The following is a 26,613-nucleotide window of genomic DNA, read 5'->3' as shown; positions in this document are numbered from 1 at the left end:
GTGGGCGAGTTGCCCGTCGCCTCGCGGCCTTCTACTGTCGAGAGCGTGATGGCAGATGCGCTCCAGTCCGCGTGGTCCGACGTCTCGAGCCAGGATCCGGTGCGCATCACCCATGCCCTCGAGGCATTCCGGGGGCTGCTCCCCGAGGCGCTGATGACCGAGGGCGAAGGCGGAGACGCCCACCGCAGCGCACTGCGCGGGCTGGCGTACGGTCTGGACGAGCTCGGCCGCGCGGACGAGGCCAGGGAGCTGTACCGCACGCTCGCGGAGGTCTGCGAAAGCGCACTCTCCGACCAGGGGCACCTGGACGAGCACCGCGAGCAGCTCCTCGACGACCGGCTGTATGCCCGCGCCGCCGAGCAGATGGTCGGTCAGGGACCGGCTTCCTCCGCTGTCGTCGCCGCGCTGGACGCGCTGATCGCGGAGGGCGAGCAGACGCTCGGCGGTGCGCACGGCCGCGTGCTCTGGCTGCTGGACCGGCGGGCGCAGCTGCTCACCCGGATGAACCCCGCCGAGGGGCTGCACGCCTACGATCTGCTCATCGCTCGCGCCGCGGCCGCGGACGAGCGCGGGGAGAACCACCTGACGGCGCTCGCAGCGAAGGCGACGGAGCTGTCCCGGATCGACGAGGACGAGCAATCCGCCCTGCTCTGGGGTCAGGTGCTGGACGGCCGCCGGGCGCTCCTCGGCTTCGATGCACCGTCGACCCTGGACGCATGGTGGTGGCGTGCGAGGACCAGGTACTGGTCGGGCGACGCCGCCGGAGCCGATGCCGACCTCGCCCTGCTGATCCCTGCGCTGCAGCGGCAGCGCGGGGAGGACGACGCGCTCACCCTGGACGCCATGAAGTTCCGCGCCACGACGCTGCGGGTGCTGGCCCGTGACGGCGCGACCGCGGACGATCCGCTGCCGCTGGTGCGACGGATCGCCGTGCTGGAGACCGCGCGCTTCGGCCCGGGCGCCGACCAGGTGCTCGCGTCCCGGATGATGGCGGTCGAGGTGCAACTCGACCGAGAGGACCGCGAAGGACTGTGGCCTGCGCTCATCGCGGAAGCCCGTGGGATCGTCGACGACACGGCGGATCGCGCACCGCGCGCCACGCTCGCACTCCGCGCGCGTGACGTCCTCGCCCGCGTGCTGGGCGACGCTCGCGCAGAGGTCCCCTCCCCTGCGCTCACCGAGTCGGGCCTCGCCACCGCCGTCGCACGCTGCGCGCACATCGATCACGCCTGCGAAGGACTGACGTCGGCCGACCAGACGACCGCCGCGAGCCAGGAAACCGTCACGGATCCGGATCCGTCCCTCGCCTCGCCCGAGCACCTCGCGAACGAGATCGCGCGCGCCTGGACAGACCTGTCCCGTTGGCACGCACCGCACACCTCCGACGCACTGGATGCGCTGCGCGCGGGTGCCGACCGCCTCCGCGGACTCGGCCCTGCGGGACGCCGGAGCGAGATCGACGTGCGGGACGAGCTCGGCTCCGACTTGCGCGACGCCGGTCGTGGATCCGAGGCTCTCGCAGAGTTCGAGCGCTCGCTCGCGCTGGAGCTCGGGCTGGCTGCCGAGGCGTCGACCCCGGACCATCGCCGCACGGCGGCGACCAGACTCGCGCAGTCCCGGTACGCGCTCGGCGCCACGCTGCGCGGCATCGGGCGCAACGCCGAGGGCGAGGCGCTGCTCGCCGACGCCATCGAGATCGCGCAGCACGACGGCGCCTCGCCCCGGATCGTCTCCGAGCTCCGCGATGCCCGTGCGCTCGCCCTGCAGGATCTGGGGCGCAGCGACGAGGCCGCCGCCGAGATGCGCGCGCTCTACGACGCCTCGGGCGACGTCGGCCACGCGATCGACCTCGCCGCAGTGTATCTGCGCAGCGACCGCGCGGCCGAGGCCGAGGCGCTGCTGCGACCCGTACTCGCACAGCTCGAGGCGGAGGGCTCCGCCGAGACCGCCCAGGGTTCCCGCGTGATCGGCAACCTCGCCCTGGCCGCGTGCCAGCTCGGGCGGGACGCCGAAGCCGCCGCCACTTACGACCGTCTCTACGAGCTGCAGTCGCGCATCCTCGGGACCGAGCACCGCGACACCCTGATCACCCTGCACAACCGTGCGCAGGAGGAGCGGCACCTCGGCCGCTACGCGGAGGCGGCGCGACGCTTCGAATCGGTACTCGCGCGGCGCACGGCCGCGCTCGGCGCGAACGATCCGCACACCCTCAGCACCCTGTCCGCCCTCGCCGGGACGGTCGCGGACGCCGGAGATCTGCCCCGTGCCAGGGAGCTGACGGAACGGGTCGTCGCCGAGACGCGTGCCGTGCTCGGCGAGACGGATCCGCAGACGCTGCACCGGATCCGCGATCTGGACGGCATCCTCGCCCGCCTCGGCGACGCACAGCAGGATCGCGATGTGCTCGCCGACCAGGTCAGGGCCGGGTTCGCCTCGGCCGAGGGCGCCGCCGATGACGGTGCCACGTCACCCGGGCTCGCCGCGCTGCGCTATGCCGACCACCTCGCCCGGCAGAACCGCTACGGCGACGCCCTGGTCGAGTACAGCCGCGCCCGCGACGCGCTGAGCGACACCGCAGGCATCGACTGGTTGAGGGCCGAGCGCGGCGCCGCAGAGTGCTCGAAGCGGCTCGGCGCATACCGCGAGGCCGCCGACGCCTACGCGCGCATCGTGCCGCAGATCGAGCGGCTCCTGCCCGGCGACCACTGGGCGCTCGCCGACACGCTGAACGACCACGGTCTCGTCCTCTCCCACCTGGGCCTCGTGGACGCGATGATCCCCGTGCAGCAGCGGGCGATCCAGATCGCCGACGGCGCCGGATCCGACCCCGAAAGGGCCGTGCAGCTGCGGATCTGGCTCGGCCGCCGTCTGGCCGAGGCCCGGCGCTTCCCGGAGGCCCTCACCGCCTACGACGATGCCGCCGAGACCGGCGCCCGCACGATCGGCGCCGAGCACGCGATCACACTCGACGCGACCGACGATCGGGCCGAGACGCTGATCGCGCTCGGACGGCATCGCGAGGCGCTGAAGATCTACCGCACGAACATCCCCGCCATGGAGCGGGTGCTGGGCGCCGACTCCGCCGCTGTGCGTCGCGCCCGGACCAAGCAGAAGGCATCGGCGCAGCAGGCGTCCAAGACCCGTTCGGTGATCATCGGCGGCGCCATCGTCGCGGCCATCCTGGTGTACGTCATCTGGACCCGGATGAGCTGATCGGCAGGCTCGCTCGCAGAACGCTATGAATGCGGATCCGGATCTTCCGTCGCGCCGGCGTCTGCGGGATGCTCAGCGTGTCCGTGGCCGATCACGACGGACATGGGAACGCACGACCCGAAATCGAGGAGCACACCATGACCAACTACCTGCTGATCTACCGGGCTGACCCCGCCGCGATGGCGGCGATGCCCGAGCCCACGCCTGAGCAGGCCGCCGAGATGATGGACGCTTGGAACAGCTGGGCCGCACGCGCCGGCGACGCCATCGTCAACTTCGGCGACCCGACCGCGGCGGTCTCCCCCGGCGCCGACCCCACCGTGGGCGGCTACTCCCTGCTCAAGGCGGATTCCTACGACGAGATCGCCGCTCTGCTCGAAGGCCACCCGCACACCGCCATGGGCGGCACGATCGACGTCTACGAGACCCAGCCCGTAGTGGGCGGCTAGCGCGACCGGCAACGCCCCGTCGGCCGCTAGGCGTCCGGCGGATCCAGATGAGATCGGCGCAGGGCCGATCTCATCTGCTGAACGGATGCGAATCCGGCGACATGCGCGACGTTGTCCATGGTTTCGCGGCTGTGCTGTGGCGTGCCTTCCAGAAGTGACCGGGCCGAGTCGACCCGAGTCGCCTCCAGCGCCCGCCGCGGGGTCGTGTCGATGTGAGCGAACAACCGGTTCAGGAATGACTGGTGCACGGACAAAGCGGCCGCCAATTCACGAATGGTGAATGTGGAATCGCGATGCCGGGCCTCGATGAGATCCAATGCTCGTTTCAGCACTTCGAAGTTCGTCAAAGAGAGAGACATCGGCAAGCCGAGCCCGTCGAGCACCGCGGCATACAACGTCGTGTTCAAGGCGCCCGTCAGCGCCCGTGCTCCCGGAGAACTCGATAGACCAGGCTGCGCGCAGAAGACGTTCGTGGTGTTGGCGACGAGAGTGAATGTGTCGGCGGTGAGGCTGAGGGGCTGCATGAAGAGATCGCGGCGCCTCACCGAATGAAAAGGGGTGCTCAGCTGCCACTCGAACCATGACCACGTCGCCGAAGCCGAGGCGGTCAGCGGGACTGTTCCGTCGACAACCACCATCTGCTGACGCGTCAAGCGGAACGGAGCCTCGGATCCGCGCGTGAGCGTGACCTCGCCGTCGACGCACACGAGGACCCTCTGGACCTTTGGCGAGAGGAGACGAGCGGCGAGCGAGCACGGCGTCACCCGGCTCCGGCCGACAAGCCAGGTCGTCGAAGCCGTACGTTCTGCCGACACATGCAGCGGAGGAGCACCCACGGGGCGCCAACCGAGAGCTTCGAGAGCTGCGGTCGGCGCCCCTGGCGGCGATTGGCTGGACATCTTTACCTTCGAATCAGACGGACCTCGCGGCTCAACCGCCGGTCTGCGGTGCAGACACCGAACATGGTGGACGAGCAGCATCAGGACGCGCCGACACGACAGCCATGACGGCGAGCCGCGTGATGCCTACATCCTGCGCGCTGGAGCGCCAGAGTCAAGCTCCACGAGAACCTGATCGTCTCCGCCCCTACCCGACTCCCGGGAGGGCTACACCATGATGCCGCTGAACTGGTCCGTCCGGACGCGTGCTACGCCGTCGTTCTCCCCGTTCGACATCGTGCAGCTCGGGGACTGCGTGAAGTGCGGCACGTACGTCGTCGTCATCGAGATCGAGTAGGGCTCAGAACTGACGTCGTACCCGACCGGCACCGTCGACATGTCGATCGTGCCCGTGGCGGCCGCGGACAAGGGGATCGCCGTCGTTCCGGGGGCGGCGTTGGACGTCACAACGGTGCTGGACGGCAGACCTGTGCGCGTGAACTCGTACACCCAGTTCGCGCCGACATGCGTGCTGCTGGTCAGCTGCCAGCCCGCGGGGATGGACGTCCAGGACGCCACCCTCCAGGGAAAGGTGTAGCTGTAGGTGATCGACAGGACGTCGACGGTCACGGTCTGTGCGGACGAGAACGAAAGCGCGGGCCAGCCGCCCGGGGCGTCATTGCCGAACTTGAGATACATCGTTCCGGTCGTCGAGGATGTCGTCTTGTCCTTGTCACGTCCGGTGGTCAGGTTGGTCCAGTCGTCGTGCACCGTCCCTCCCCAGTACCAACTCAGGGAGGGGCAGGCCGTGCCGCTCGCCGCAGCCAGGGGTGCGGCCGTCGCAGCCGCGATCACCGGGATCGACCAGGCCGCGCCCTTCACGATCGTTCGGCGCGTGATCCGCTGCCGCGGAGCGCTCGTGGGATGTTCCGAAGTCATCTGCAATCTCCATGCTGTCGGGCAAGGGAAGGCCGTGGTGATGCTTCGATCAGGTCGTCAGCCGATGCGGCTGATGACACCGTGACTCTTCGTCCCCCGCGACGCACTCCCCAGTGGCGTCAGAACGGCCCGGTTCGGACCGCCTTGCAGCCAGTAGACCGGAAATGGACTCCCCACCCGTTCTCCGAGGGCAAACTGGCGAAAAACCGATCGCCGCGAGTCAAAATCGATCGGAGACAGGGATCCTGTGGTCACCTTCACGTCGCTGCGGATCATCGCGACATCGACGAGCTGCTATCGAGAGCCCGCTCACCAGGCCCAGCGGATGCCGATGGCGCCAGGGCCGAAGTCCCGCTGCCGATAGTGCACGGATGCGGTGGCATCGACCTCGACGGGCCACTCATGACTCATGCCCCGTTCGCTGAAATAGACCCAGCATCGACGCGGTACCTCAGCGGGGGCGAAGCGCACCCAGATCAGGATCTCCTCGAGTCGTTGCTCTGCGGCGACCTCGTAGTCCGTGTCCAGATCGAGAGGCGCTCCATCATCCTGCGTGACGACGGTCTCCGTCATCGCCGACTCACCCTGCTTCAGCGGTTGAGGGAAGCGGAGCCAGACGCTGCGGACGTTCTTCGCGAGACGTCGATCGTCGCGGATCTCGCATCCGGCCAGCGCACGGATCTTCAGGTCTCCGACATCGGCGTTCTCGTCGACGCCCATGAAGACCGTGAAGCCCTCCGCGCCGTCGCGGTTGGCGACCACAAGCCGTCGTGCCGTCGTCGAAACGATCTCGCGATGCTCGCCGATGACGATCGTGACCTGAGTCGAGACGCGCGACACGTCCCCTTCGCCCGTGAACGCCGCGCCGGTCGCCGGATCGGCGACCGGGTAGTCCAGGAGCCCGTCGAAGCTCTCCACCCGCCCCAGCCTCCGCGCCGAGGGCCCGACGACGAGCTTCGCCAGCGTCCCTGAATCCACGCCGATCGCGGCCTCCAGAGCAGGAATCGCATCCAGCGATGATTGACGCTCCGGAAGCCGATGCCCGGAACGCCAGTAAGACAAAGCTGTCAACGAGACAGGGTGCCCTTGCCGCGCAAGTCGATCGCGCACCTCGGTCAACGTGATGCCTTTGTCGACGAGTGCAGCGCTCATCACAGTCGCGAATGTCACTGGGCGATGGGAATCTGACACGATCTGATTGTCGCCGCCCCGCGGGGAACAGCAAAAACCAGGGTGAACCACGACACGACACCGCCGGTGCTCCGCGATCGGCTCAGCGCTCGCGGCTGGCAGCGGGGACTCGGTGCGTGCCCGACTCCTCGCTATGCTCTGGCTATGCAGCGCTGCCGCTGCGACGACGAGCGGCCCTGACCCGAGAGGAACTCACGATGAGCGATGCGACTACGGCGACAAAGCCGGCGGGCCCGAAGTGGGAGAACGACGCCAAGGACGCTATCAAGACCGCGTTACGACGTTTTCAACGACCGTTGTCCGACCTCGTTGATCGCGATGCCAACGAGGGCGACACTCGCCTCCTCGTCACCGACTTCCTCTGCGATGCCCTCGGCTACGACAAGTACGAGGATCTCACCACCGAGTTCGCGGTCCGCGGTGAGTTCGCAGACTACGGCGTCCGCATCGACAAGCAGCTCGTCGCTTTCATCGAGGTCAAGCGGGTAGCGCAGAAACTCAACGCCCGGCATCTCCGCCAGGTCGAAACGTACGCCGTGAAGGAGGGACTCGAATGGGTCATCCTCACCAACGGACAGATCTGGCAGGCGTACCACATCTCTGCGGGTACGGGTCAGCAAGTCTCCACCACCCTCGCGCTGGAGGTGGATCTGCTCGGTGACGAATCTCCGTCGAAGAAGACCGCCACGCTCTTCCACCTGCACCGCAGCGCACTCAAGCGCAACACGATCGACGAGCTCTGGAAGCGACAGACCGCTACCGCCCCGGCAGCGCTCGCATCGGTACTCACCGCGGACACCGTTCTCGACGCAATACGGAAGGAGATTCGTCGCGGCTCCGGCTTCAACGCAGATCCCGCCGACATCGCCACAACGCTCACGCGGTCCGTCATCAGGGGAGAGCTGCTGAGCGCTTCGACCTGAGCGCGCAGGCTCTTCCGTCACCTACCCTCCCAACGACACGCGGCCCCGACCGAAAGGCGGACCATATGTTCGCAGGGCTCAACGGATGGCACCTTGTGATCATCCTCACGGTGATGCTGATCGTCGTCGCCCTCATCGCCGGCGTCGTCATGGTCATCGTCGTCGCTGTCAGAAGGGGCAGCGGTTCGGCGTCTCGAGACCAGTTTCCGGCGAGCGCTTCGGCACGGCGGGCGCCGACGTCTCCTCCCGCTGGGTGGTACGCGGATCCCGATGGCGATCCCGGTCAGCGCTGGTGGGACGGGCAGCGCTGGACCGAGCACCGTCAGGCGCCGTGAACTCTCTGCCCGGCGCCTGCACAAGCGTGTGGTCTGAGGGCACAAGAAAAGCCCCGGGATCCCTACTCTCGTAAGGGATCCCGGGGCTTTTCAGAGCGACAGCGGCACGGTGGAGCTGGGGGGAATCGAACCCCCGTCCAACGCTGAGTCTCCACGCCTTCTCCGGGCGCAGTCTGTGCAGACGTTCTACTCGGCTCCGACCTTTGTCACAGACACCTAAGTCGACAAGCCCAGCCTGGGAAGAGTCCCGTGCGACGTCCAGACGCCATCGCACAGCAAGATTCCTAGATGACGTCAGGATCCGTATCGGAATCACATACGGCCTGACGGACTATCGGGCTCGCTTACGCAGCGAGGGCGAAGTCAGTGCGCTTTGCATTGGCACTTATTGTTTTGCAGGGAGCGTTCACGAGATAACCCTGCATCCTCGGCCCGCTTCTCGTGGATTCACAGGCGCTGTCGAAACCGATCAGCCCCGTGGTCCTTCTCGCGAAGGAGCCGCTGTCGCTCTGTGGAATTACCAGCGGGCGCGCGAAGCGCCCGAGCATCACAGACTACAACGCTTGAAGCGTCCGCGCCATTCCGCGGCTCGGCCGTCACGTCGGACACGTGCCGTAGAGTCGCGGCATGAGCGAGGTCGTCATCACCGTCCGCGGCGAGCACGAGGTGCGGATCGCACCCGAACGCGCCATCGTCACCCTGTCCGTCGCGCTGGACGGCCCCGATCGCGAAGCCGTCGTCGCCCGCACGGTGGCCCTCGCCGAGCCCGTGCGCGAAGGCATCGCCGCTCAGGAAGAGGCCGGCGCCGTCGAGACCTGGTCGAGCCGCCGCCTCGCCGTGCGCTCGGAACGGCCATGGAGCAATGACGGCACGCGGCTCGCCCTCGTCCATCACGCCTCGGTCGACTTCACCGCGACGTTCGTGGACTTCTCCGCGCTCTCCGCGTGGGTCGCCGAAGTATCGACCGGCGACGGCATCGCTGTGAACGGCACCGACTGGATCCTGACGCCCGAGACCCGAGCCCGCGTCGAGCAGGAGGTGGCGTCGGAGGCGGTGCGCACCGCGGTCACGCGCGCGGGCGCCTATGCGGCGGCCCTTGGACTCACGAAGGTCGAGCCGATCGAGATTGCCGATGCCGGGCTGATCACCGACCGCGGCGCGGCGGACATGGCCCCGAAGGCGATGCGCGCGTTCGCCGCTCCCCCATCGGGCGCCGGGCTCGAACTGCAGGGCGACGACATCACGGTATCCGCGACCGTCGAGGCGCGATTCGTCGCCGCCTGAGCGGACAGGAACCGCGCCTCGACCGCGTGCTGCGGGGTCAGGCCCTGCGGCGCCTCACGGAGGCCAGAGCGAGCACGCCGCCGAGCAGGAGCACCGCTCCGGCGCCGATGACCGGAAGCGGGTCCGCACCGGTCGCGGGCAGCGCTCCGCCGGCGGATCCGCCGGGGGCCGTCGTGGGCGCTGAGGTCGGCGTGACCGTCGGAGTCGGCGTGGGGGTCGGCGTGACGACCACGGGCGTCAGTACGAAGTCCTGTCCTTCGATCAGCTCGCCCTGCTCGGTGATCGTCACCGTGCGCGTGGCGGGAGTCGCGCCGGTGAAGCCATCGGGCACTGCGACATCGATCGTGTAGACGCCGGGCGCGAGCTCGCCGAGTGCGTATGAGCCGTCCGCGGCCGTGGTGACCACGAACGGGCCGCCGGGGCCGGCGATGGTCACGGTCGCGTCCGGGTGCGGCGCTCCGCCGTCATCCGTGACCGTGCCGGCGACGGATCCGAGACGGGCGAGCGCGAAGTCCACGTTCTCGACGTCATCGGCGGCGACCGTCTCAGCACGCGACGCGTCACCCGACACGACGTAGCCTTGCGGGGCCTCCACGCGCACGGTGTAGTCGCCCGACGGAAGCCTGGGGAACGAGTAGGTGCCGTCGGCGGCGGTCACCGTCTGCTCGGTGCCGCCCGGCCCCTCCGCGGTGACGACCACACCGCCGACGCCGACTCCGGCCGCGGTCACCGTCCCGGAGAGAGTCGGCTGCACCTGCAGCACGAAGTCCTTGCCGGTGATCGGCGTCTCGTCGTTGCCCGGCACCGTGAACGGCGTCGGCGAGGACACCACGGTGTAGCCATCGGGCGTGGTGATCGTGACGGCGTGAACGCCCACCGGCACGTCATCGAAGAGGTACGACCCATCCGCACCGGTGACCGTGGTGCGTCCGCCGTCGAGCGTGATGGTGGCCCCAAGGATCGGGGTGCCGTGCTGGTCCTTCACCGTCCCGGAGACGGGAACAGGGATGATGTCGCGCACCGCGAAGTCAGCCGTGCCGTCGGCGTCGGTCAGGTCGACCTGGCGCGATCGCAGGTCGCTGGTCTTGCCTGCGGGCGGCGTGATCTCGACCGTGTATCCATCCGTGGCGACGGCGCCGCCGAACGAGTACGTGCCGTCGGCCGCGGTCGTCGTGGTGCCGATGACCGTGCCGTCGGGTCCGGTCAGGCGCACTTCGACGCCAGACGCCGGCGTGCTCGCGGTCTGATCGAGAACGGTGCCCGAGACGGCGCGCGTGATCGCCGCGAACCACGTCTGATACACCGGGAACCCGGCTCGGCGGGTGAAGGTGAACGTCAGCGACGAGATCGGCGCGTTCGGTTCGAACCAGGCGGCCGCGCCACTCGTGTCCGCCGCCGCCGCATTGCCGGTCAGGGTCAGCGTGGAGGCGTCCCAACTCGGCACGTCGGCCGCGTCCCCCGTGCACGAGGGCTTGCCCGCGAACTCCGGCGCGCAGTAGTTGAAGCCTCCACGGAAGCCCAGTTCGGCGGCGGTGAGCACATGCCCGCCGGGGCCGACGGCCGAGATCGCGACCTTGTCGGCGTCGATGTCGCCGAGCACGAACGTCCACCCGGCGGTCGGGGTCGGATGCGCGAAGGTGTACGTCGTCTCCGAGGGCGACGAGGCGTTGTCGGCACGCGGACGCAGGTTCAGGTACTGCTGGTCGCGGCTGCTGCCGTACTTCGCACCGACCGGCGTGGTCGCTGCGAGCCACACGCTGGCGCCGCTGATCACGCCGACCGATCCACCACGAGAGTCGCTCGTGTAGGTCGCGTCCAGCTGCGGCGCGGCGGCGGTCATCGTGCCGGTGTACGCGCCGGAGGATCCCTTCAGCTCGCCCCAGTCGGCCCAGGGCGTGCCCGTCGCGGCCGAGGCGGGCGCGACGAGGGCGAGGGCGGTGAGGGTCGCCAGAGCGGCGGCAGCGAACGCGACGGTACGTCTCATACCGATATGTTGGCAGATTTCTCCGCGCGACGCGGTGCGCACAGCGTCACCGAAGGACGCACCGCGTCGGGAGTGCAGGCTCTCCGCCTGTGGATCTCAGACCGCGAAGGGCGCGAGTTCCGCGGCGAGACGCTCGTTGACGTGCGCGTGGATGCGGGTGCCCGCCTCCTCGTGCGCGACCTCGAGCAGCAGCCCGGTCTCGTGCACGGCCGCGACGAGATCGCCGCGGTCGTACGGCACGACAGCGCTGATCTCGACCGCCGGCTTGGGCAGCACCTCATCGATCGCGGCGCGCAGCCCGGCGATGCCCTCACCGCTGCGCGACGACACGAAGTGCGCACCGGGCACGAGCCCGCGCAGCACCATCCGCTCGTCGTCGTCCAGGAGGTCCGCTTTGTTGAACACGATGATCTCAGGGATGCTGCGCGCACCCACATCGCCCATCACGTCGCGGACGGTCTTGATCTGCCCGGCCGGATCCGGGTGCGATCCGTCGACGACGTGCACGATCACATCGGCGTCGGCGACCTCCTCGAGCGTCGAGCGGAACGCCTCGACGAGCTGGTGCGGCAGGTTGCGCACGAAGCCGACCGTGTCGGTGAGCGTGTAGACGCGGCCATCGGCCGTCTCCGACCGGCGGACCGTGGCGTCCAGGGTCGCGAACAGCGCGTTCTCGACGAGCACACCCGCGCTGGTGAGCGCGTTGAGCAGGCTGGACTTGCCGGCGTTCGTATAGCCGGCGATCGCGACGGACGGGATCGTGTGGCGCTTGCGCTCGGCGCGCTTGGCCTCACGGGCGGGCTTGAAGTCGCGGATCTGTTTGCGAAGCATCGCCATGCGGGTACGGATACGACGACGATCGAGCTCGATCTTCGTCTCACCGGGTCCGCGCGAGCCCATGCCGGCGCCGCCCGCGCCGACCTGGCCACCGGCCTGACGGCTCATCGACTCGCCCCAGCCGCGCAGACGTGGCAGGAGGTACTCGAGCTGGGCGAGTTCGACCTGCGCCCGGCCTTCGCGGCTCTTGGCGTGCTGGCTGAAGATGTCGAGGATCACCGTGGTGCGATCGATGACCTTCACCTTGACGACGTCCTCCAGGGCACGACGCTGAGACGAGGCGAGCTCGGTGTCGGCGATCACCGTGTCTGCGCCGACCGCGGCGACGATGTCCTTGAGCTCCTGCGCCTTGCCGCGGCCCAGGTAGGTGGCCGGATCCGGATGCGGCCGGCGCTGCAGCAGGCCGTCGAGCACCACGGCACCGGCGGTCTCGGCGAGGGCGGCGAGCTCGCGCAGCGAGTTCTCCGCGTCCTCCTGCGCGCCCTGCGGGTACACGCCGACCAGCACCACGTTCTCCAGGCGGAGCTGGCGGTACTCGACCTCTGTGACGTCTTCGAGCTCGGTCGAGAGACCCGCGACGCGCCGCAGCGCGTGCCGTTCCTCCACCTCCCACTGTTCGCCGTCCGTGGAGGTGTAGCCGGCGGTGGCCGTGTCCTGCAGCGCCTGCGCGGATCCGAACACGTGCGATTCCGCACGTCGCTCCGCTGCTGCCAGGACGCGCTCGACCGCGTCGCCGTGCTCGTCATGTGTCGTGGACTGCGTCATCCGCACCTTTCTCGTGCCCGCCGATTCGGTCGGGCGCCTTAACTTTAGCTGGGAGTGTCCGCTACGCTCGCTCCATGGGCTCGGACCACTACTTCACTGCGGCCCCCGCCAGCCCCGAGAACCTCCGCAGGATCAAGGTGACCCTCGCGGGCAAGGAGATCGAACTCACCACCGCGGCCGGAGTCTTCAGCCCCGATCATGTGGATGTCGGCACCTCCGTGCTCCTCGCGAACACCCCGCCTCCGCCGCCTGGCGGACACCTGCTCGATCTCGGGTGCGGCTGGGGTCCGATCTCCCTTTCGCTCGCTCTCGCCTCGCCGCACGCGACGGTATGGGCGGTGGATGTCAACGAGCGGGCGCTGGATCTGGTCCGCCGCAACGCCGCGGAACTCGCCCTCGACAATGTCAACGCCGTCACCCCCGACGATGTTCCCGCCGATGTGAGCTTCCGCACGATCCGCTCCAACCCGCCCATCCGGGTCGGCAAGAGCGAGCTGCACGATCTGCTGGAGCGCTGGATCCCACGGCTGGACGAACGCGCGGACGGCTGGTTCGTGGTGAGCCGCAACCTCGGAGCCGATTCGCTGCAGCGCTGGCTGGCGACCACCTTCGACGACGGCTACAGCATCTACCGCGCCACGACCGGCCGCGGCTTCCGGGTGCTGAAGGTCCGCCGGCACGGCACGCCGCGCACGGACACCATCACGCTGCCGTAGCCGCGTCTTCCACCACACCTCGAACTCGCCACCGGGCAGTACCGGCGACGAGGTCCGCGGTCAGGCCAGCTCGATCTCGCCCGAGAACGCGAGCTGGGCAGGACCCGACAGGAAGGCGTGCTCGCCGTCCGCACCGGGGGCCATGGTGACCCTGAGCGTGCCGCCGGGGACCTCGACGAGCCACTCGTGAGGCGCCGCCGCGCCCGCCCAGTGCCGCACCGCGAGAGCCGTGGCCACCACTCCGGTCCCGCAGCTGAGGGTCTCCCCCACGCCGCGCTCGAACACGCGCATGCGCACCCGGCCGACGCCGTCGTGCACGAGGGGCTCCGCCGGCACGACGAACTCGACGTTCGCTCCGTGCTCCGGCATCGGGGCGAGCTCGGGTCCGTGCGCGAGCTCGAGGCCGTCCAGCTCCGCATCCGAGGCGATCGCGACCACGACGTGCGGGTTCCCGACGTCGATGCCGAGACCGGGGCGGGGAACGCTCAGACCCGTGGCGCGGGCGAGCGGATCGTGCCCGGACAGCCGCCAGGCGCCGATGTCGACGCGGTAGCCCTCGTCGCTGCGGGTGACGTCGCGCACCCCGGCACGCGTGCCGATCGGCAGCGCGCCGCCCTCCTCGAGATCGGCGAGCCCGGTGCGCAGCAGGTAGTGCGCGAAGACGCGCACGCCGTTGCCGCACATCTCGGCCGCCGAGCCGTCGGCGTTGCGGTAGTCCATGAACCACTCCGCGTCGGGGTTCTCCGCGAGCGCAGCGGTCCCCTCGGGAAGTGCCCGGGAGCGCACCACTCGCAGCAGGCCGTCCGCGCCGATGCCGAAGTGGCGATCGCAGAGCGCGGCGACCTGATCGGCGTTGAGCTCCAATTCACCGTCGGGGTCGGCGATGATGACGAAATCGTTGCCGGTACCGTGCCCCTTGGTGAATGCGACCATGCGTCGATTCTAGGGGCGGTGCTTCTGCGGCGGCTGCGCGCAGCGTCCGCTGCGCCCCCACGCCGTGCGTCCCCTCTGCCGGGAGCGGATCCGCTCCGAGCAGATCCGCTGGCGCCGCGATCGCCCGCCGCCGCACGCTGAGGACATGACCGATGACATGCCTCGCAACCTCTTCGACGCCGACACGCGCCGGATGCTGTTCGCGCGCCGGGTGCTCGTGCTCGACGGCGCTCTCGACGACGACAACGGCGTGCTGCTCATGACCCAGCTGCTCGCCCTGGCCGCCGAGGATCCCGATGCCGACATCACGCTCTGGATCCACTCCCCCGGCGGATCCGTGCCCGCGATGCTCGCGATCCGCGACCTCATGCGCACCGTTCCGTGCGACGTCGCCACGGTCGCCTTCGGGCTCGCCTGCAGCGCCGGACAGTTCCTGCTGTCCGCGGGGACGAAGGGCAAGCGGCGCGCGCTGCCGCACAGCCGGATCCTGCTGCACCAGGGCTCCGCGGGCATCGGCGGCACGGCCGTCGACGTCGAACTGCAGGCGGCGGATCTCCGGCACACCCGGGACACCGTGCTGGGCCTGATCTCCGACGACACCGGGCAGAGCATCGAGCGGGTCTTCGAGGATTCGCTGCACGACCGCTGGTACAGCGCCGACCAAGCACTCGCCTACGGGTTCATCGACGAGATCACCACGGATTTCGCGGCGGTCCTGCCGCGACCCAGCCGCCGAAGCATCGGCCTGACCGCAGAAGGAGCCTGACATGGCCTCGTTCCTCGTCCCCAACGTCATCGCGACCTCGCCCCGAGGCGATCGCGTGCTCGACGTCTACTCCCACCTGCTCGCCGAGCGGGTGATCTATCTCGGCACTCCGCTGGATGCCGATGTCGCCAACGTGCTCGTGGCGCAGCTGCTGCATCTCGACGCCACGGGCAGCGACCGGGACATCCAGCTCTACATCAACTGCGAGGGCGGGGATCCCAGCGCCATGCTCGCGGTCTACGACACCATGCGCTTCATCCGCTCCGACGTCGCCACGTTCTGCATCGGTCAGGCGGTGTCCGTCGGCGCGGTGCTGCTGGCTGCGGGGGCGACGGGAAAGCGCGCCGCCCTGCCGCACGCCAGGGTGATCCTGCACCAGCCCGCCGCGCAGGGCCGCGGAACGATCCCCGACCTCATCCTGCAGGCCGACGAGGTCGTCCGCGTGCGCGACAGCCTGGAGCAGATCCTCGTGGCCCACACCGGACAGGACGCCGAGCGGCTGCGCCGCGACACGGACCGGGATCTCGTGCTCACCGCGGAGGGCGCGCGCGAGTACGGGGTCGTGGACCAGGTCGTGATGCAGGCGCCCCCGCTGCCGGGGTCGCCGTCTGTGGAGGCCGGCCGGGCTCAGGCGGCCAGTGCGTAGGCGGCGCGCGCCGGCTGCGCGGGCTGCCGGATCGGCGCCACCTGGCCGATCGTGATGCGCTCGGCGACACCGAGGGTGAGGTCCAGCAGCGTGAGATCGAGCGCGCCGGATACCGCGGCGAGCATCTCGCTGGACGCCTCCTTGCGCCCGCGCTCCATCTCCGACAGATACTGCGGGGAGACGCCGGCGCGCTGCGCGGTCTCGGCGAGCGTCTCGCCGCGATCCGTGCGGGCGTCGCGCAGCAGCTCGCCCACGACGTTGCGCCAGAGGCGCTCCGGTTCGGTGCCCGGGTTCTTCCGGGGCTCGTGCGAGGGGGCGTGCTCGACGCGGAGAGGCTCAGGAGTCGCGGTCATGGCGCCATGCTAGGCACGCTGCTTCCGCGGGCGCGACCGGATCCGCTCAGAGCAGAACGCCGCTCGAATCGGGTGCTGACCCGGATGCGCACACGATCATCGAGGAGTGGAATCGGGCGAAGGGGCGGTGCGCCCCCAGGAAGGGATCGGATCATGGCGCTCTACATGGATGTCCACCGGCTCGACGGCCCCGTCACCCTCGACGATGTCGCGGCGGCGCACGCGGCCGACCTTGCGACGCAGGATCAGCACGGCGTGCACTATCTGCGCTACTGGGTCGATGAGGAGGGAGGGAAGATCTTCTGCCTCGTCGATGCGCCGGACGCGGAGGCTGCGAACACCGTGCACCGCGAGGCGCACGGTCTCGTCGCGGACGAGATCCATCTCGTCCAGGAAGGTCGCTGACGCACGGCCCGTCCGGACACGGCCCGCGGCGACCGGGCGATCAGACGTCGTGGATGAGCCGCTTGCCGGTGTTGCCGACCTCGAAGCGCTCGTAGCCGAGCGCGTCGTAGAAGCCGAGCACCTCTTCGTTCCCGACCCGGACCATGAGCTGGACCTTGGGGCAGCCCATCGCGTGCAGGAGCCGTTCGGCCTCGGCGACGAGCGCCCGGCCGATGCCGGCGCCGCGCCGATCCGAGGCGCTGGCGAGGTAGTAGAGCCAGCCACGATGCCCGTCGTAGCCCGCCATCACGGAGCCGACGATCCGAGAGGTGACTCCGTCGGCGTCGCCGTCGGAGCGATCCGGGGTACGCTCCTCCGCGACGAGGAAGAGCTCAGGCTGCACTGCGAGCTTGCGCTCGATGTCGGCGCGCGGATCGTTCCACGGCCGGGTCAGGCCCGCGTCCTCCCAGAGGGCGACGACAGCGTCGGTGTCTGCGCGCCCGAAGGCCCTGATCGCGATTCCGGTGGTCATGCGCTCTCCTCCAGGATGGTCCCCACGTCGATCGGCGCCAGCGCGTCGATCCATTCCGCCTCGGCGTACCGGCGGAACCAGGACACCTGGCGGCGCGCGTAGCGACGGGTCAGCGCCTGCGTCTCGGCGATCGCCTCGTCCTGGGTGAGCGCGCCCGTCAGCTGGGACAGCGCCTGCGCATAGCCGATCGCACGCCGGGCAGTCGTGCCCTGCTCGAGGCCCTCGCCGCGCAGTCGTTCGACCTCTGCGAGCATCCCCTGCTCCCACATGCGCTCCACCCGACGGTCCAGCCGCTCGACCAGCGCCGAGCGTTCGACCCCCAGCGCCAGCACGCGCGTGCGCGGGTGCCACGGCACCGGCTGCTCGGGCAGCGCGGCGCCGTGCGTGCGCTCGCCCAATGCCAGTACCTCGAGCGCCCGTACGATGCGGCGGCCGTTCTTCTGGTCGATCCGTGCGGCGGTCTCCGGATCCTGCTGCTGCAGACGCGCGAGCAGGGGCCCCGGACCGTCGTGCTCCAGCTCGGCTTCGAGGCGCGCACGCAGCGCGTCATCCCGGGGCGGGAAACGGAAGTCGTAGAGCACGCTGGAGACGTAGAGACCGGATCCGCCGACGAGGATCGCATCCGCGCCGCCGGCATGGATCTGTTCGATCGCGGCGCGCGCGTGCGGCTGGTACCAGGCCACCGCCGCGTCCTCGGCGACGTCGAGCACGTCGAAGAGGTGATGCGGGATCCCCCGCCGCTCGGAGGCGGGGAGCTTGGCGGTGCCGATGTCCATGCCGCGGTAGAGCTGCATGGCGTCCGCGTTCACGACCTCCGCGCGACGACCGCGCGCAGCCAGCGCCTGTGCGAGGTCGAGCGACAGGTCGCTCTTGCCCGTGCCGGTCGCACCCACGATCGCCCACAGACGCGGGGCGGTGACGTCGGGCCCTTCGACGGACTCGGGGACCGGCACTGCGCCCGTCGCGCTCACACTCCGACGCGGAGCGTCGGCAGTCCCAGCGACACCGCGCGCGGCATCCCGTCGGACGCGGGAGCCGCCGGCACCGCGCAGGACTCGGACTGCGCCCGGTCCCAGGCGTCGCCGCCGCGCGTGCGACGGATCCGCAGCGGCGCGCCGTCGACGGCGTCCGCAAGCAGGTGGAACGGCGCCCCGTGGGTGATCGTCACGGTCACCACGTCGCCCGGACGCGGTCGGTCGGATCCCTCGGGCAGCTCGAAGTGCACGAGGCGGTTGTCCTGGGCGCGGCCGGTGAGCCGGTGCGTCTCGGCGTCCTTCTTGCCCTCTCCGACGGAGACCAGGACCTCGACCTCGCGGCCGACCTGCTTCTGGTTCTCCTCGAGCGAGATGCGCTCCTGCAGCGCGATGAGGCGCTCGTAGCGCGCCTGCACGATCTCCTTGGGGACCTGCTCGTCCATGGTCGCGGCGGGCGTGCCCTCGCGGATCGAGTACTGGAACGTGAAGGCGCTCGCGAAGCGGGCCTGCTCCACGACGCGCATCGTGTCCTCGAAGTCCTCCTCGGTCTCGCCCGGGAAGCCGACGATGATGTCGGTGGAGATCGCGGCGTTCGGGATCTTCGCGCGCACGCGGTCGAGGATGCCCAGGAACTTCTCGCTGCGGTAGGAGCGGCGCATCGCGCGCAGGATCCTGTCGCTGCCGGACTGCAGCGGCATGTGCAGCTGCGGCATGACGTTGGGCGTCTCCGCCATGGCGTCGATCACGTCATCGGTGAAGGCCGCGGGGTGCGGGCTCGTGAAGCGGATCCGCTCGAGTCCCTCGATCTCGCCGGCGGCGCGCAGCAGCTTGCCGAACGCCTGGCGGTCGCCGAACTCGACGCCGTAGGAGTTCACGTTCTGGCCGAGCAGCGTGACCTCGATCGCGCCGTCGTCGACGAGCAGCCGGATCTCGTTCAGGATGTCGCCGGGGCGGCGGTCCTTCTCCTTGCCGCGGAGGCTGGGCACGATGCAGAACGTGCAGGTGTTGTTGCAGCCCACCGAGATCGACACCCAGCCGCTGTGCGCCGAATCGCGACGGGTCGGCAGCGTGGACGGGAAGACCTCGAGCGCCTCCAGGATCTCGAGTTCGGCCTCGCCGTTGTGGCGGGCGCGCTCGAGCAGACCGGGCAGGGACCCCATGTTGTGAGTGCCGAAGACCACATCGACCCAGGGCGCCTTGTCGAGGACGGCCTGCTTGTCCATCTGCGCCAGGCAGCCGCCGACGGCGATCTGCATCCCGGCGTGCTTGTCCTTGCGGCTCTTCAGATGCCCCAGCGTGCCGTACAGCTTGCCGGCGGCGTTGTCGCGCACCGCGCACGTGTTGATGATGACGATGTCCGCCTCGTCGTCTGCGGCTGCGCGGACGTAGCCGGCGCTCTCCAGCGAGCCCGACAGACGCTCGGAGTCGTGCACGTTCATCTGGCATCCGAAGGTGCGCACCTCGTACGTGCGCTGCTGCCCGGCCTCATCGAGCGCCGCGGCGGAGGGCGCGATGAGCGTGGGCTCTGAGAGGGGAATGGTCATAGTGCCTGCCATTCTACTTTCGCCAGGCGGGAAAGGTCCCCGCTCGCTCTCGCGCAGCTTCTCTCAACGATGCGGACGCTTACCCGATGATGCGAAAGCCCACCCTCCGGGTTCAGCTCTCCTCGAACCGCACCCGCCCGACGCCCGAACCGCGCTGCGTCTCGCGCCACGCGGTGCGTGCGGCGGTCAGCGCCACGCCGCCCCCGTATCCGCGGCGGGACAGCTGTCCGACGAGACGCCGGATCGCGGTGTCCTCGTCGTAGCGACGCAGGCCCGCCACCTTGGACCGTGCATAGTCGAGCGCCCGCTCGGCGTCGTCATCGTCCAGGACGGACAGCGCCTCGTCGGCGATCTGGCGCGGAATGCCTCGCTGACTGAGGGTGCGGGCGATCGCCACACGCCCCTGTCCCTTGCGCTCGGACCCCGAGGTCACCAGGAGCTCGGCCAGGGAGACGTCGTCGAGATACCCGCGCTGCTCGAACTGCTCGACGACGAGATCGCGGTCCTCGGAGGAGAGGCCGTTCTCACGCAGCACGTCTCGCGCTTCCGCGCTCGACAGCTGCTTGGAGCGGAGCTTCCGGACCAGCAGCTCGCTCGCGTCGGCGATCGGATCGTCCGGCACGGCCGCGTCGTCCCCGCCGTGACGGCCGACGGCACGCAGCCCGCGACGGACGGGCGCGGGTGCCACCGGAGCGGAGGTATTGCCCTCTTCGGTTGCCAGCGCCGCGGCGGCGGGGTGGCGGGAACTCGGCCCGCGGCGCTCGGCCTCAGACTCCGCAGCCCAGGTCGAGCGCCACTCGTCCCCTGCGGACGACGCGGCGGACGCCGGGTTCGACGGGCGCGTGCGCCCGCCGTCGGCGGGCGCACCGCGCCCCCCGAACAGCGGGATCACGGGGGCGAGGCGGTCGTCCTCGGACGATGCCCCGCCCCTGTCGTCACTCACGGCTCACTCCGGTCGCCGAGCGTCGTCGAGGCGCATGTCAGGCCGGACGCCGCTGTGCGAGCTCGTCGGCCGCCGTCGCAGCGGGGGCCGCCGCACCGCCGATGCCGAGCTTCTGCTTGATCTGCGTCTCGATCGTCTCCGCGATGTCGGGGTTCTTGAGCAGGAAGTTGCGCGCGTTCTCCTTGCCCTGGCCGAGCTGGTCCCCGTCGTAGGTGTACCAGGCGCCGGACTTCTTCACGATGCCGTGGTCGACGCCGAAGTCGATGAGGCTGCCCTCGCGGGAGATGCCGACGCCGTAGAGGATGTCGAACTCGGCCTGCTTGAACGGCGGAGCCATCTTGTTCTTCACGACCTTGACCCTGGTGCGGTTTCCGACTGCCTCCGTGCCGTCCTTCAGCGTCTCGATCCGACGGATGTCGAGGCGGACCGACGCGTAGAACTTCAGCGCCTTACCACCGGCGGTGGTCTCCGGCGAGCCGAAGAACACGCCGATCTTCTCGCGCAGCTGGTTGATGAAGATCATCGTGGTGTTGGTCTGATTCAGACCGCCCGTGAGCTTGCGCAGCGCCTGCGACATCAGTCGCGCCTGCAGACCGACGTGCGAGTCGCCCATCTCGCCCTCGATCTCCGCACGCGGCACGAGAGCGGCCACGGAGTCGATCACGATGAGGTCGATGGCACCGGAGCGCACGAGCATGTCGGCGATCTCGAGCGCCTGCTCACCGGTGTCGGGCTGGGAGACGAGCAGCGCGTCGATGTCGACGCCGAGCTTCTTGGCGTACTCGGGGTCGAGGGCGTGCTCCGCGTCGACGAAGGCGGCGATGCCGCCGGCGCGCTGCGCATTGGCGATCGCGTGCAGGGTCAGCGTGGTCTTACCCGAGGACTCCGGGCCGTAGATCTCGACGATGCGGCCGCGCGGCAGGCCTCCGACGCCGAGCGCGACGTCGAGCGCGATGGAGCCGGTGGGGATGACAGCGACAGGAGCACGCTCGTCACTGCCGAGGCGCATGACCGAGCCCTTTCCGAACTGCTTGTCGATCTGGGCGAGTGCGGTCTCGAGGGACTTCTCGCGGTCTGCGGGAGAGGGCATGACGTGCTCCTTCGTGCTCGTGAACTGCCGCCTGTAGGCTGTCGCGGCTGCCCCGGCTGGGGCGAGCTCTCCGACAAGGCGTATGACCTCGTGGTCATGTCGAACACGCTAGGCGGAGCCTCCGACATTCAGCCGGCGTTCCCGTAAGTCGTGCAGATCCCGATCACGAAATCATCTGTGCAGGACGATACGCGCATCTCGAACATGTCTTCGACGACACGCCGAGAAGACCGAGGAACGGATCGAACACCGCGCGCCCGGATCCGACCGCGTTCAGCGCCGCCGAGGCTCCAGCCGGCCCGCGCCGTACCGGTGCGACTCCGGGACGTCCATCTCGGCGCACAGCGCCAGCCAGACGTCCCGCGGAGGCACACCGGCCTCCATCGCCTGCGCGGCCGTGCGCCCGCCGACGGCGCTCAGAACGAGGTCCGCCACGAGGGAACCGCTACGCGATCCGAACTCCGTATCGACTGCACGGAGGAACTCGCTGCGCCGCATCCCGTCAGCGCAGCGACAGCTCGGACTCGACCGAGGCCACGAGCTCGTCGGGAACGACGTCGGGGATGACCTGCATGCCCTCGAGCACGGCGATCCGATCGCCGACCTCGCGCATGATGGTGGAGATGGGCACGTCGAGTGCTTCGGCGACCGACGCGAGGATCTCGCTGGACGCTTCCTTCTGCCCGCGCTCGACCTCGCTGAGGTACCCGAGTGCGACAGACGCTTTGCCTGCGACCTGGCGGAGTGTGCGGCCCTTCTGCAGACGGAAGTCCCGCAGCACGTCACCGATCTCCTGTCGTACGAGAATCATCGGGACCTCCTCTCCCCCATCCCCCGGCCCCAAGCGCCGGATCGGATGGTCAGTCTAACCCGACCTGTCGGGATCGACACTAGTATTTCGTCCTGTGCATTGAATGTGAGCACACTCGACTCAACTTCGTCGATGAGCACTCTATTCCCGGTCGTCCCGCCCGGGCGCGCCGGCATCGATCTCCCGGCCCGTCACCGTCTCGAAGAGCAGCGCGAGAGCCGCCCGAAGCGCGGCAGCGCGGATCGCGGAACGATCGCCGTCGAACAGGAACGGGCGGCTGATCGTGCGCTCGGCGACGCTCACTCCGATGTGGACCGTGCCGACAGGCTGCCCGCCCTGCGGGGTGGGACCGGCGACACCGGTCGTTGCGACGCCGACGTCGGCCGGGCGCCCGTCCACGGCCAGCGCCGAGCGGGCTCCCGCGGCCATCTGCCGCGCGACCTCCGCATCGACGGGCCCGTGCGACGCGAGCCGGAGCGGATCCACGCCCAGCAGCGAGGACTTGATCGGCGTCGCGTAGGCGACCACGGCGCCGTTGAGCACGTCCGAAGCGCCGGCGATCTCCACGAGTGCCGCAGAGAGCGCTCCTCCGGTGAGCGACTCGGCGACGGCCAGCGTCATCCCGCGCTCGCGCAGCGCATCGAGCACGGCGGCCGCGGTGCGAGACGATTCCGCGGACATCAGGACGCTGCGCCGCGATCCGCGCGGGAGCCTCGCACCTGCGCCACGATGTAGTCGATGCCGCTCAGGATCGTCAGGATGAGCGCGATCACCATCAGCACCGTGGTCGTGATCGACCACACCGGCATCCCGATCCAGACGTGCAGCGGCAGCAGCGCCCAGGACAGCGCCACGGCCTGCACGGTCGTCTTGATCTTGCCCATCCACGCCGCAGCGACGACGTGCTCCTTGACGATCATGAAGCGGTGCACCGTGATGCCCCACTCGCGGACGAGGATGACGAGCACCAGCCACCACCACACCTCGCCGAGGATCGCGAGGCCGATGAAGCCGGCTCCGGTGAGCAGCTTGTCGGCGATCGGATCCCAGAGCTTGCCGAAGTCGCTGACCAGGTCGTACTTGCGAGCGAGATAGCCGTCCACCCAGTCGGTGGAGATCGCCAGGATGAACAACCCCGCGGCTACCCAGCGCAGCGCGGGCTGCGCCATGCCGTTCGCACCCCCCATGAGCAGGAGCACGAAGAAGACGACGGCGAGAGGGATGCGGGCGATCGTGATCGCGTTCGGCAGCTGACGCGGAATGGCCATCAGTCGCGCCCCGTCAGGCCCCAGGCGTCCTCATCGGACTCCGCGTCGACCTCGGGGAGTCCGCGGTACTGCGCTTCGAGCGGATCCTCGCCGTAGCGGTCATCCGCGGCGCCGTAGGACGATGCGGCCACAGGGTCGGCGGGACGCGGCGGCACTGCGGCCGCCGGCATGGACGCGGGAGCCGCCGGCGCGGCAGGAGCGCTCGGAGCCGAGGCCGCGCGGGCAGAGGGCGGATCCTCGCCACGCAGCTTGGCCAGCACCCCGGCCAGCTGCTCGGGGGTGACCAGCACGTCGCGCGCCTTGGACCCCTCGGACGGGCCGACGATCTCGCGGGACTCGAGCAGATCCATGAGCCGCCCGGCCTTGGCGAAGCCGACGCGCAGCTTGCGCTGCAGCATCGACGTGGAGCCGAACTGCGACGAGACGATGAGCTCGGCGGCGGCGAGGAGCAGCTCGAGGTCGTCGCCGATGTCCTCGTCGACCTCCTTCTTCTTGCCCTCGACCGCTTCTGCCACATCGGGCCGGTACTCCGGACGCGCCTGACCGGTGACGTGCTTGACGACCGCTTCGATCTCGCTCTCGTCGACCCAGGCGCCCTGCAGGCGGAAAGGCTTGGAGGATCCCATCGGGGAGAACAGCGCGTCGCCCTGCCCGATCAGCTTGTCGGCGCCGGGGCTGTCCAGGATCACGCGGCTGTCGGTGACGCTGGTCACGGCGAAGGCGAGGCGTGACGGCACGTTGGCCTTGATCAGGCCGGTCACGACGTCGACGCTGGGTCGCTGGGTCGCGAGCACGAGGTGGATGCCGCTCGCGCGGGCGAGCTGCGTGATGCGGACGATCGAGTCCTCCACATCGCGCGGGGCGACCATCATGAGGTCCGCGAGCTCGTCGACCACCACCAGCAGGTAGGGGTAGGGCTTGAGCACGCGCTCGCTGCCGGGAGGAACCACGACTTCTCCCGCGCGCACGGCACGGTTGAAGTCGTCGATGTGGCGGAACCCGAACGACGCGAGGTCGTCGTACCGCATGTCCATCTCCTTCACGACCCACTGCAGCGCCTCTGCGGCCTTCTTGGCGTTCGTGATGATGGGCGTGATGAGGTGCGGGACGCCGGCGTAGCTGGTGAGCTCCACGCGCTTCGGGTCGATCAGCACCATACGCACGTCCGCGGGGCGGGCGCGCATGAGAAGGCTCGTGATCATCGAGTTCACGAAGCTCGACTTACCGGATCCGGTCGATCCCGCCACCAGGAGGTGCGGCATCTTGGCGAGGTTGGCGAGGACGAAGTTGCCGCCGACGTCCTTGCCGACGCCGATCGTCAGCGGATGCGTGCTCTTCTGCGCCGCAGCGGAGCGGAGCACATCGCCGAGCGCGACGGTCTCGCGGTCGGCGTTCGGGATCTCGATGCCGATCGCGCTCTTGCCCGGGATCGGCGAGAGGATCCGCACGTCGTTCGACGCGACCGCATAGGCGAAGTTGTTGCTCAGCTGCAGGATCTTCTCGACCTTGACGCCGTGACCGACCTCGACCTCGTACTGGGTCACTGTCGGACCGCGCGAGAAGCCGGTCACCTTCGCATCGACGTTGAACTGGGTGAGAACGTTCGTGATCTGCTCGACCACGCGATCGTTCGCCTCGGAGCGGGCGACCGCGGGCGGCCCCGCCTTGAGCGCACCCGGCGACGGGAGGATGTACGGTGCGGCCGGCGCCTGCGGGCCGCGCTCGCCGGGCCCATCGGTGCCGAAGCCGTCGAATCCGGCCAGCTCGAGCTCGCCGGTGTCGCCGTCGTCCAGCAGCGCCGTGCTCTGCTGCTCGGCGAGGGAGTCCGCGACGGCGCGCACGTCGGTGAGCACCTCGGTGGCGGCGTCGTACGGATCCTCGTCCTTGATGACGGCCTGGTCGTACGCGGTCGCCTGCGCCACGGTGGGGGTGTCGTCCTGCGCCGTGAGCAGCTCGGTGAGGTCCTGCGAGCCGATCCCGTCGTCCGGATCCTCTTCGCGTCCTGTCTTGTTGCGCCGCCACCAGGGCAGCACGTCCGGGTCGTCGACCTTGTCCGCCTCGTCGACGGCCGCGGCCTCCTCGGCGGGGGCAGCCTTCGGCGTGCGCTCCGCGTCGAACATCCACGCGTACAGGTCGCCCAGGCGCTGGCCGATGCGGTTCGGCGGCGTCTTGGTGAGGATCAGCACGCTGAGCGCCGCGAGCAGCGACAGCACGATGTAGGCCGGGACCGAGGTCAGGTAGCTGAGGGGCTGGCCCAGCAGCCAGCCGAAGAGTCCGCCGGCGGCGCTGAGAGCCACCATCCCCTGCTTCGGCTGCGGCATCCCGCCTGCGACGTGGCAGAAGCCGGCGAGGGTGACCACGAACAGTCCGAATCCGATCCCGATCCGTCCGTTGTCGTGCACGGAGGAGGGGTGGCGGAACAACCACCCGGCCAGGAGCAGCAGCAGCACCGGCATGATGAACGCGGCGCGGCCGATCAGCGCACCCACGGAGTAGGCGCTGATGTTCGTCGCGACCGTGTTGCCGATGAAGAACCACTCGTTCACGGCGCCCGCGACGGCGAGCAGCACGAGGAGGAACGGGAAGCCGTCGCGGCGCTGATCCTTCTCCAGCGTCTCCAGGCCGAAGGCCCGGAAGAGCCCGCCCACGCCGTGCGCGAGGCCCGTCCAGGCGCGCGCGATCACCGGCGGCTTGTCGGGCTCGTCGACGTACTTCCTCGGGGCGGGCGCGGCCTTGGTCGAACTGCGCGGCTTCGCCCCGGACGTGGAGCGACTGCGCGTCGAGGGCTTCTCGGCCGCGCTCTTGGTCGCATTCGAACTCCTGGGCATGCCTCCACGCTACGGCCGGACGCCGAC

The 26,613-nt window shown here is 69.7% G+C and carries 26 protein-coding genes and 1 other RNA gene; 9 read left to right on the top strand and 18 right to left on the bottom strand.

Features of this window, described 5'->3' with window-relative positions:
• Window positions 1–48 precede the first annotated feature (48 nt).
• Window positions 49–3,213 (top strand): tetratricopeptide repeat protein, encoded by a 3,165-nt coding sequence (locus CQ044_RS03465; RefSeq protein WP_105686848.1) that lies wholly within the window; start codon window positions 49–51, stop codon window positions 3,211–3,213.
• Window positions 3,214–3,350: 137 nt separating this feature from the next.
• A complete protein-coding gene (locus tag CQ044_RS03460) occupies window positions 3,351–3,662 on the top strand; it encodes a YciI family protein (protein WP_181158169.1) in 312 nt (103 codons plus the stop codon).
• A 26-nt stretch (window positions 3,663–3,688) separates the two neighbouring features.
• On the opposite strand, the gene CQ044_RS03455 is transcribed toward CQ044_RS03460, so the two are convergent.
• From CQ044_RS03455 to CQ044_RS03445, 3 genes are all read right to left on the bottom strand, one after another.
• Window positions 3,689–4,369, bottom strand: a complete 681-nt coding sequence (locus CQ044_RS03455; RefSeq protein ID WP_181158168.1) for a helix-turn-helix domain-containing protein — start codon at window positions 4,367–4,369, stop codon at window positions 3,689–3,691.
• A gap of 399 nt (window positions 4,370–4,768) precedes the next feature.
• Complete coding sequence (locus CQ044_RS03450; protein WP_105686843.1) at window positions 4,769–5,479, bottom strand: hypothetical protein; 711 nt, start codon at window positions 5,477–5,479, stop codon at window positions 4,769–4,771.
• Between the two features lie 309 nt (window positions 5,480–5,788).
• Entirely contained in the window at window positions 5,789–6,721 is a 933-nt protein-coding gene (locus CQ044_RS03445; RefSeq protein WP_181158167.1) for a hypothetical protein, read from the bottom strand.
• A 146-nt stretch (window positions 6,722–6,867) separates the two neighbouring features.
• Here CQ044_RS03445 and CQ044_RS03440 point away from each other — a divergent pair, with 146 nt between their 5' ends.
• Window positions 6,868–7,593 (top strand): type I restriction enzyme HsdR N-terminal domain-containing protein, encoded by a 726-nt coding sequence (locus tag CQ044_RS03440; protein ID WP_181158166.1) that lies wholly within the window; start codon window positions 6,868–6,870, stop codon window positions 7,591–7,593.
• 65 nt (window positions 7,594–7,658) lie between these two features.
• On the top strand, window positions 7,659–7,928 hold the full coding sequence (locus CQ044_RS03435; RefSeq protein ID WP_219844907.1) for a DUF2510 domain-containing protein: 270 nt from the start codon (window positions 7,659–7,661) through the stop codon (window positions 7,926–7,928).
• A gap of 107 nt (window positions 7,929–8,035) precedes the next feature.
• Here the strand turns inward: CQ044_RS03435 and ssrA are convergent.
• Window positions 8,036–8,405, bottom strand: a transfer-messenger RNA (tmRNA) gene (gene ssrA, locus CQ044_RS03430).
• Window positions 8,406–8,555: 150 nt separating this feature from the next.
• On the opposite strand from ssrA, the gene CQ044_RS03425 reads away from it, so the two are divergent.
• Complete coding sequence (locus CQ044_RS03425; RefSeq protein ID WP_105686838.1) at window positions 8,556–9,212, top strand: SIMPL domain-containing protein; 657 nt, start codon at window positions 8,556–8,558, stop codon at window positions 9,210–9,212.
• A 37-nt stretch (window positions 9,213–9,249) separates the two neighbouring features.
• Here the strand turns inward: CQ044_RS03425 and CQ044_RS03420 are convergent, their stop codons facing one another.
• Window positions 9,250–11,196 (bottom strand): collagen binding domain-containing protein, encoded by a 1,947-nt coding sequence (locus CQ044_RS03420; RefSeq protein WP_105686837.1) that lies wholly within the window; start codon window positions 11,194–11,196, stop codon window positions 9,250–9,252.
• A 96-nt stretch (window positions 11,197–11,292) separates the two neighbouring features.
• Complete coding sequence (gene hflX, locus CQ044_RS03415) at window positions 11,293–12,798, bottom strand: GTPase HflX (RefSeq protein WP_105686836.1); 1,506 nt, start codon at window positions 12,796–12,798, stop codon at window positions 11,293–11,295.
• 74 nt (window positions 12,799–12,872) lie between these two features.
• On the opposite strand from hflX, the gene CQ044_RS03410 reads away from it, so the two are divergent.
• Entirely contained in the window at window positions 12,873–13,514 is a 642-nt protein-coding gene (locus CQ044_RS03410) for a class I SAM-dependent methyltransferase (RefSeq protein WP_105686834.1), read from the top strand.
• A 60-nt stretch (window positions 13,515–13,574) separates the two neighbouring features.
• On the opposite strand, the gene dapF is transcribed toward CQ044_RS03410, so the two are convergent.
• Window positions 13,575–14,447: a diaminopimelate epimerase gene (gene dapF, locus CQ044_RS03405; protein ID WP_105686833.1), complete on the bottom strand. Its 873-nt coding sequence runs from the start codon at window positions 14,445–14,447 to the stop codon at window positions 13,575–13,577.
• Between the two features lie 145 nt (window positions 14,448–14,592).
• On the opposite strand from dapF, the gene CQ044_RS03400 reads away from it, so the two are divergent.
• The gene (locus tag CQ044_RS03400; protein ID WP_045273972.1) at window positions 14,593–15,213 is read left to right on the top strand and encodes a ClpP family protease; all 621 of its coding nucleotides are present in this window, start codon (window positions 14,593–14,595) and stop codon (window positions 15,211–15,213) included.
• A 1-nt stretch (window position 15,214) separates the two neighbouring features.
• The gene (locus CQ044_RS03395; RefSeq protein WP_105686831.1) at window positions 15,215–15,859 is read left to right on the top strand and encodes a ClpP family protease; all 645 of its coding nucleotides are present in this window, start codon (window positions 15,215–15,217) and stop codon (window positions 15,857–15,859) included.
• Here CQ044_RS03395 and CQ044_RS03390 read toward each other — a convergent pair.
• Complete coding sequence (locus CQ044_RS03390) at window positions 15,841–16,212, bottom strand: helix-turn-helix domain-containing protein (protein WP_105686830.1); 372 nt, start codon at window positions 16,210–16,212, stop codon at window positions 15,841–15,843. The genes CQ044_RS03395 and CQ044_RS03390 overlap by 19 nt on opposite strands.
• A 153-nt stretch (window positions 16,213–16,365) precedes the next feature.
• On the opposite strand from CQ044_RS03390, the gene CQ044_RS03385 reads away from it, so the two are divergent.
• On the top strand, window positions 16,366–16,617 hold the full coding sequence (locus tag CQ044_RS03385; RefSeq protein WP_045273768.1) for a DUF4242 domain-containing protein: 252 nt from the start codon (window positions 16,366–16,368) through the stop codon (window positions 16,615–16,617).
• 40 nt (window positions 16,618–16,657) lie between these two features.
• Here CQ044_RS03385 and CQ044_RS03380 read toward each other — a convergent pair whose 3' ends face one another.
• From CQ044_RS03380 to CQ044_RS03335, 10 genes are all read right to left on the bottom strand, one after another.
• Complete coding sequence (locus tag CQ044_RS03380) at window positions 16,658–17,128, bottom strand: GNAT family acetyltransferase (protein ID WP_105686828.1); 471 nt, start codon at window positions 17,126–17,128, stop codon at window positions 16,658–16,660.
• Window positions 17,125–18,099 (bottom strand): tRNA (adenosine(37)-N6)-dimethylallyltransferase MiaA, encoded by a 975-nt coding sequence (gene miaA / locus CQ044_RS03375; RefSeq protein WP_374954843.1) that lies wholly within the window; start codon window positions 18,097–18,099, stop codon window positions 17,125–17,127. The genes CQ044_RS03380 and miaA overlap by 4 nt, the downstream gene beginning before the upstream one ends.
• Window positions 18,096–19,646, bottom strand: coding sequence for a tRNA (N6-isopentenyl adenosine(37)-C2)-methylthiotransferase MiaB (gene miaB / locus CQ044_RS03370; RefSeq protein WP_105686827.1), 1,551 nt, complete (start codon window positions 19,644–19,646; stop codon window positions 18,096–18,098). The genes miaA and miaB overlap by 4 nt, the downstream gene beginning before the upstream one ends.
• Window positions 19,647–19,758: 112 nt before the next feature.
• Window positions 19,759–20,589, bottom strand: coding sequence for a regulatory protein RecX (locus CQ044_RS03365; protein ID WP_105686825.1), 831 nt, complete (start codon window positions 20,587–20,589; stop codon window positions 19,759–19,761).
• A gap of 37 nt (window positions 20,590–20,626) precedes the next feature.
• Window positions 20,627–21,679, bottom strand: coding sequence for a recombinase RecA (gene recA, locus CQ044_RS03360; RefSeq protein ID WP_105686824.1), 1,053 nt, complete (start codon window positions 21,677–21,679; stop codon window positions 20,627–20,629).
• Window positions 21,680–21,952: 273 nt separating this feature from the next.
• A complete protein-coding gene (locus tag CQ044_RS03355) occupies window positions 21,953–22,177 on the bottom strand; it encodes a DUF3046 domain-containing protein (RefSeq protein ID WP_105686822.1) in 225 nt (74 codons plus the stop codon).
• Window positions 22,178–22,181: 4 nt separating this feature from the next.
• Window positions 22,182–22,490 carry a helix-turn-helix domain-containing protein gene (locus CQ044_RS03350; protein ID WP_045273774.1) on the bottom strand — a complete coding sequence of 103 codons (309 nt, stop codon included), beginning with the start codon at window positions 22,488–22,490 and terminating at the stop codon, window positions 22,182–22,184.
• A gap of 141 nt (window positions 22,491–22,631) precedes the next feature.
• The gene (locus CQ044_RS03345; protein ID WP_105686821.1) at window positions 22,632–23,171 is read right to left on the bottom strand and encodes a CinA family protein; all 540 of its coding nucleotides are present in this window, start codon (window positions 23,169–23,171) and stop codon (window positions 22,632–22,634) included.
• On the bottom strand, window positions 23,171–23,758 hold the full coding sequence (pgsA, locus tag CQ044_RS03340) for a CDP-diacylglycerol--glycerol-3-phosphate 3-phosphatidyltransferase (RefSeq protein WP_045273775.1): 588 nt from the start codon (window positions 23,756–23,758) through the stop codon (window positions 23,171–23,173). The genes CQ044_RS03345 and pgsA overlap by 1 nt, the downstream gene beginning before the upstream one ends.
• Window positions 23,758–26,586: a DNA translocase FtsK gene (locus CQ044_RS03335; protein WP_105686819.1), complete on the bottom strand. Its 2,829-nt coding sequence runs from the start codon at window positions 26,584–26,586 to the stop codon at window positions 23,758–23,760. Before CQ044_RS03335 ends, pgsA begins: the two co-directional genes overlap by 1 nt.
• Between the last annotated feature and the right edge of the window lie 27 nt (window positions 26,587–26,613).

It is taken from the genome of Microbacterium sp. MYb64 (genome assembly GCF_002979495.1).
GTDB classification, from domain to species: Bacteria; Actinomycetota; Actinomycetes; order Actinomycetales; family Microbacteriaceae; genus Microbacterium; species Microbacterium azadirachtae_A.
This window is presented reverse-complemented; position numbering and strand designations above follow the sequence as displayed.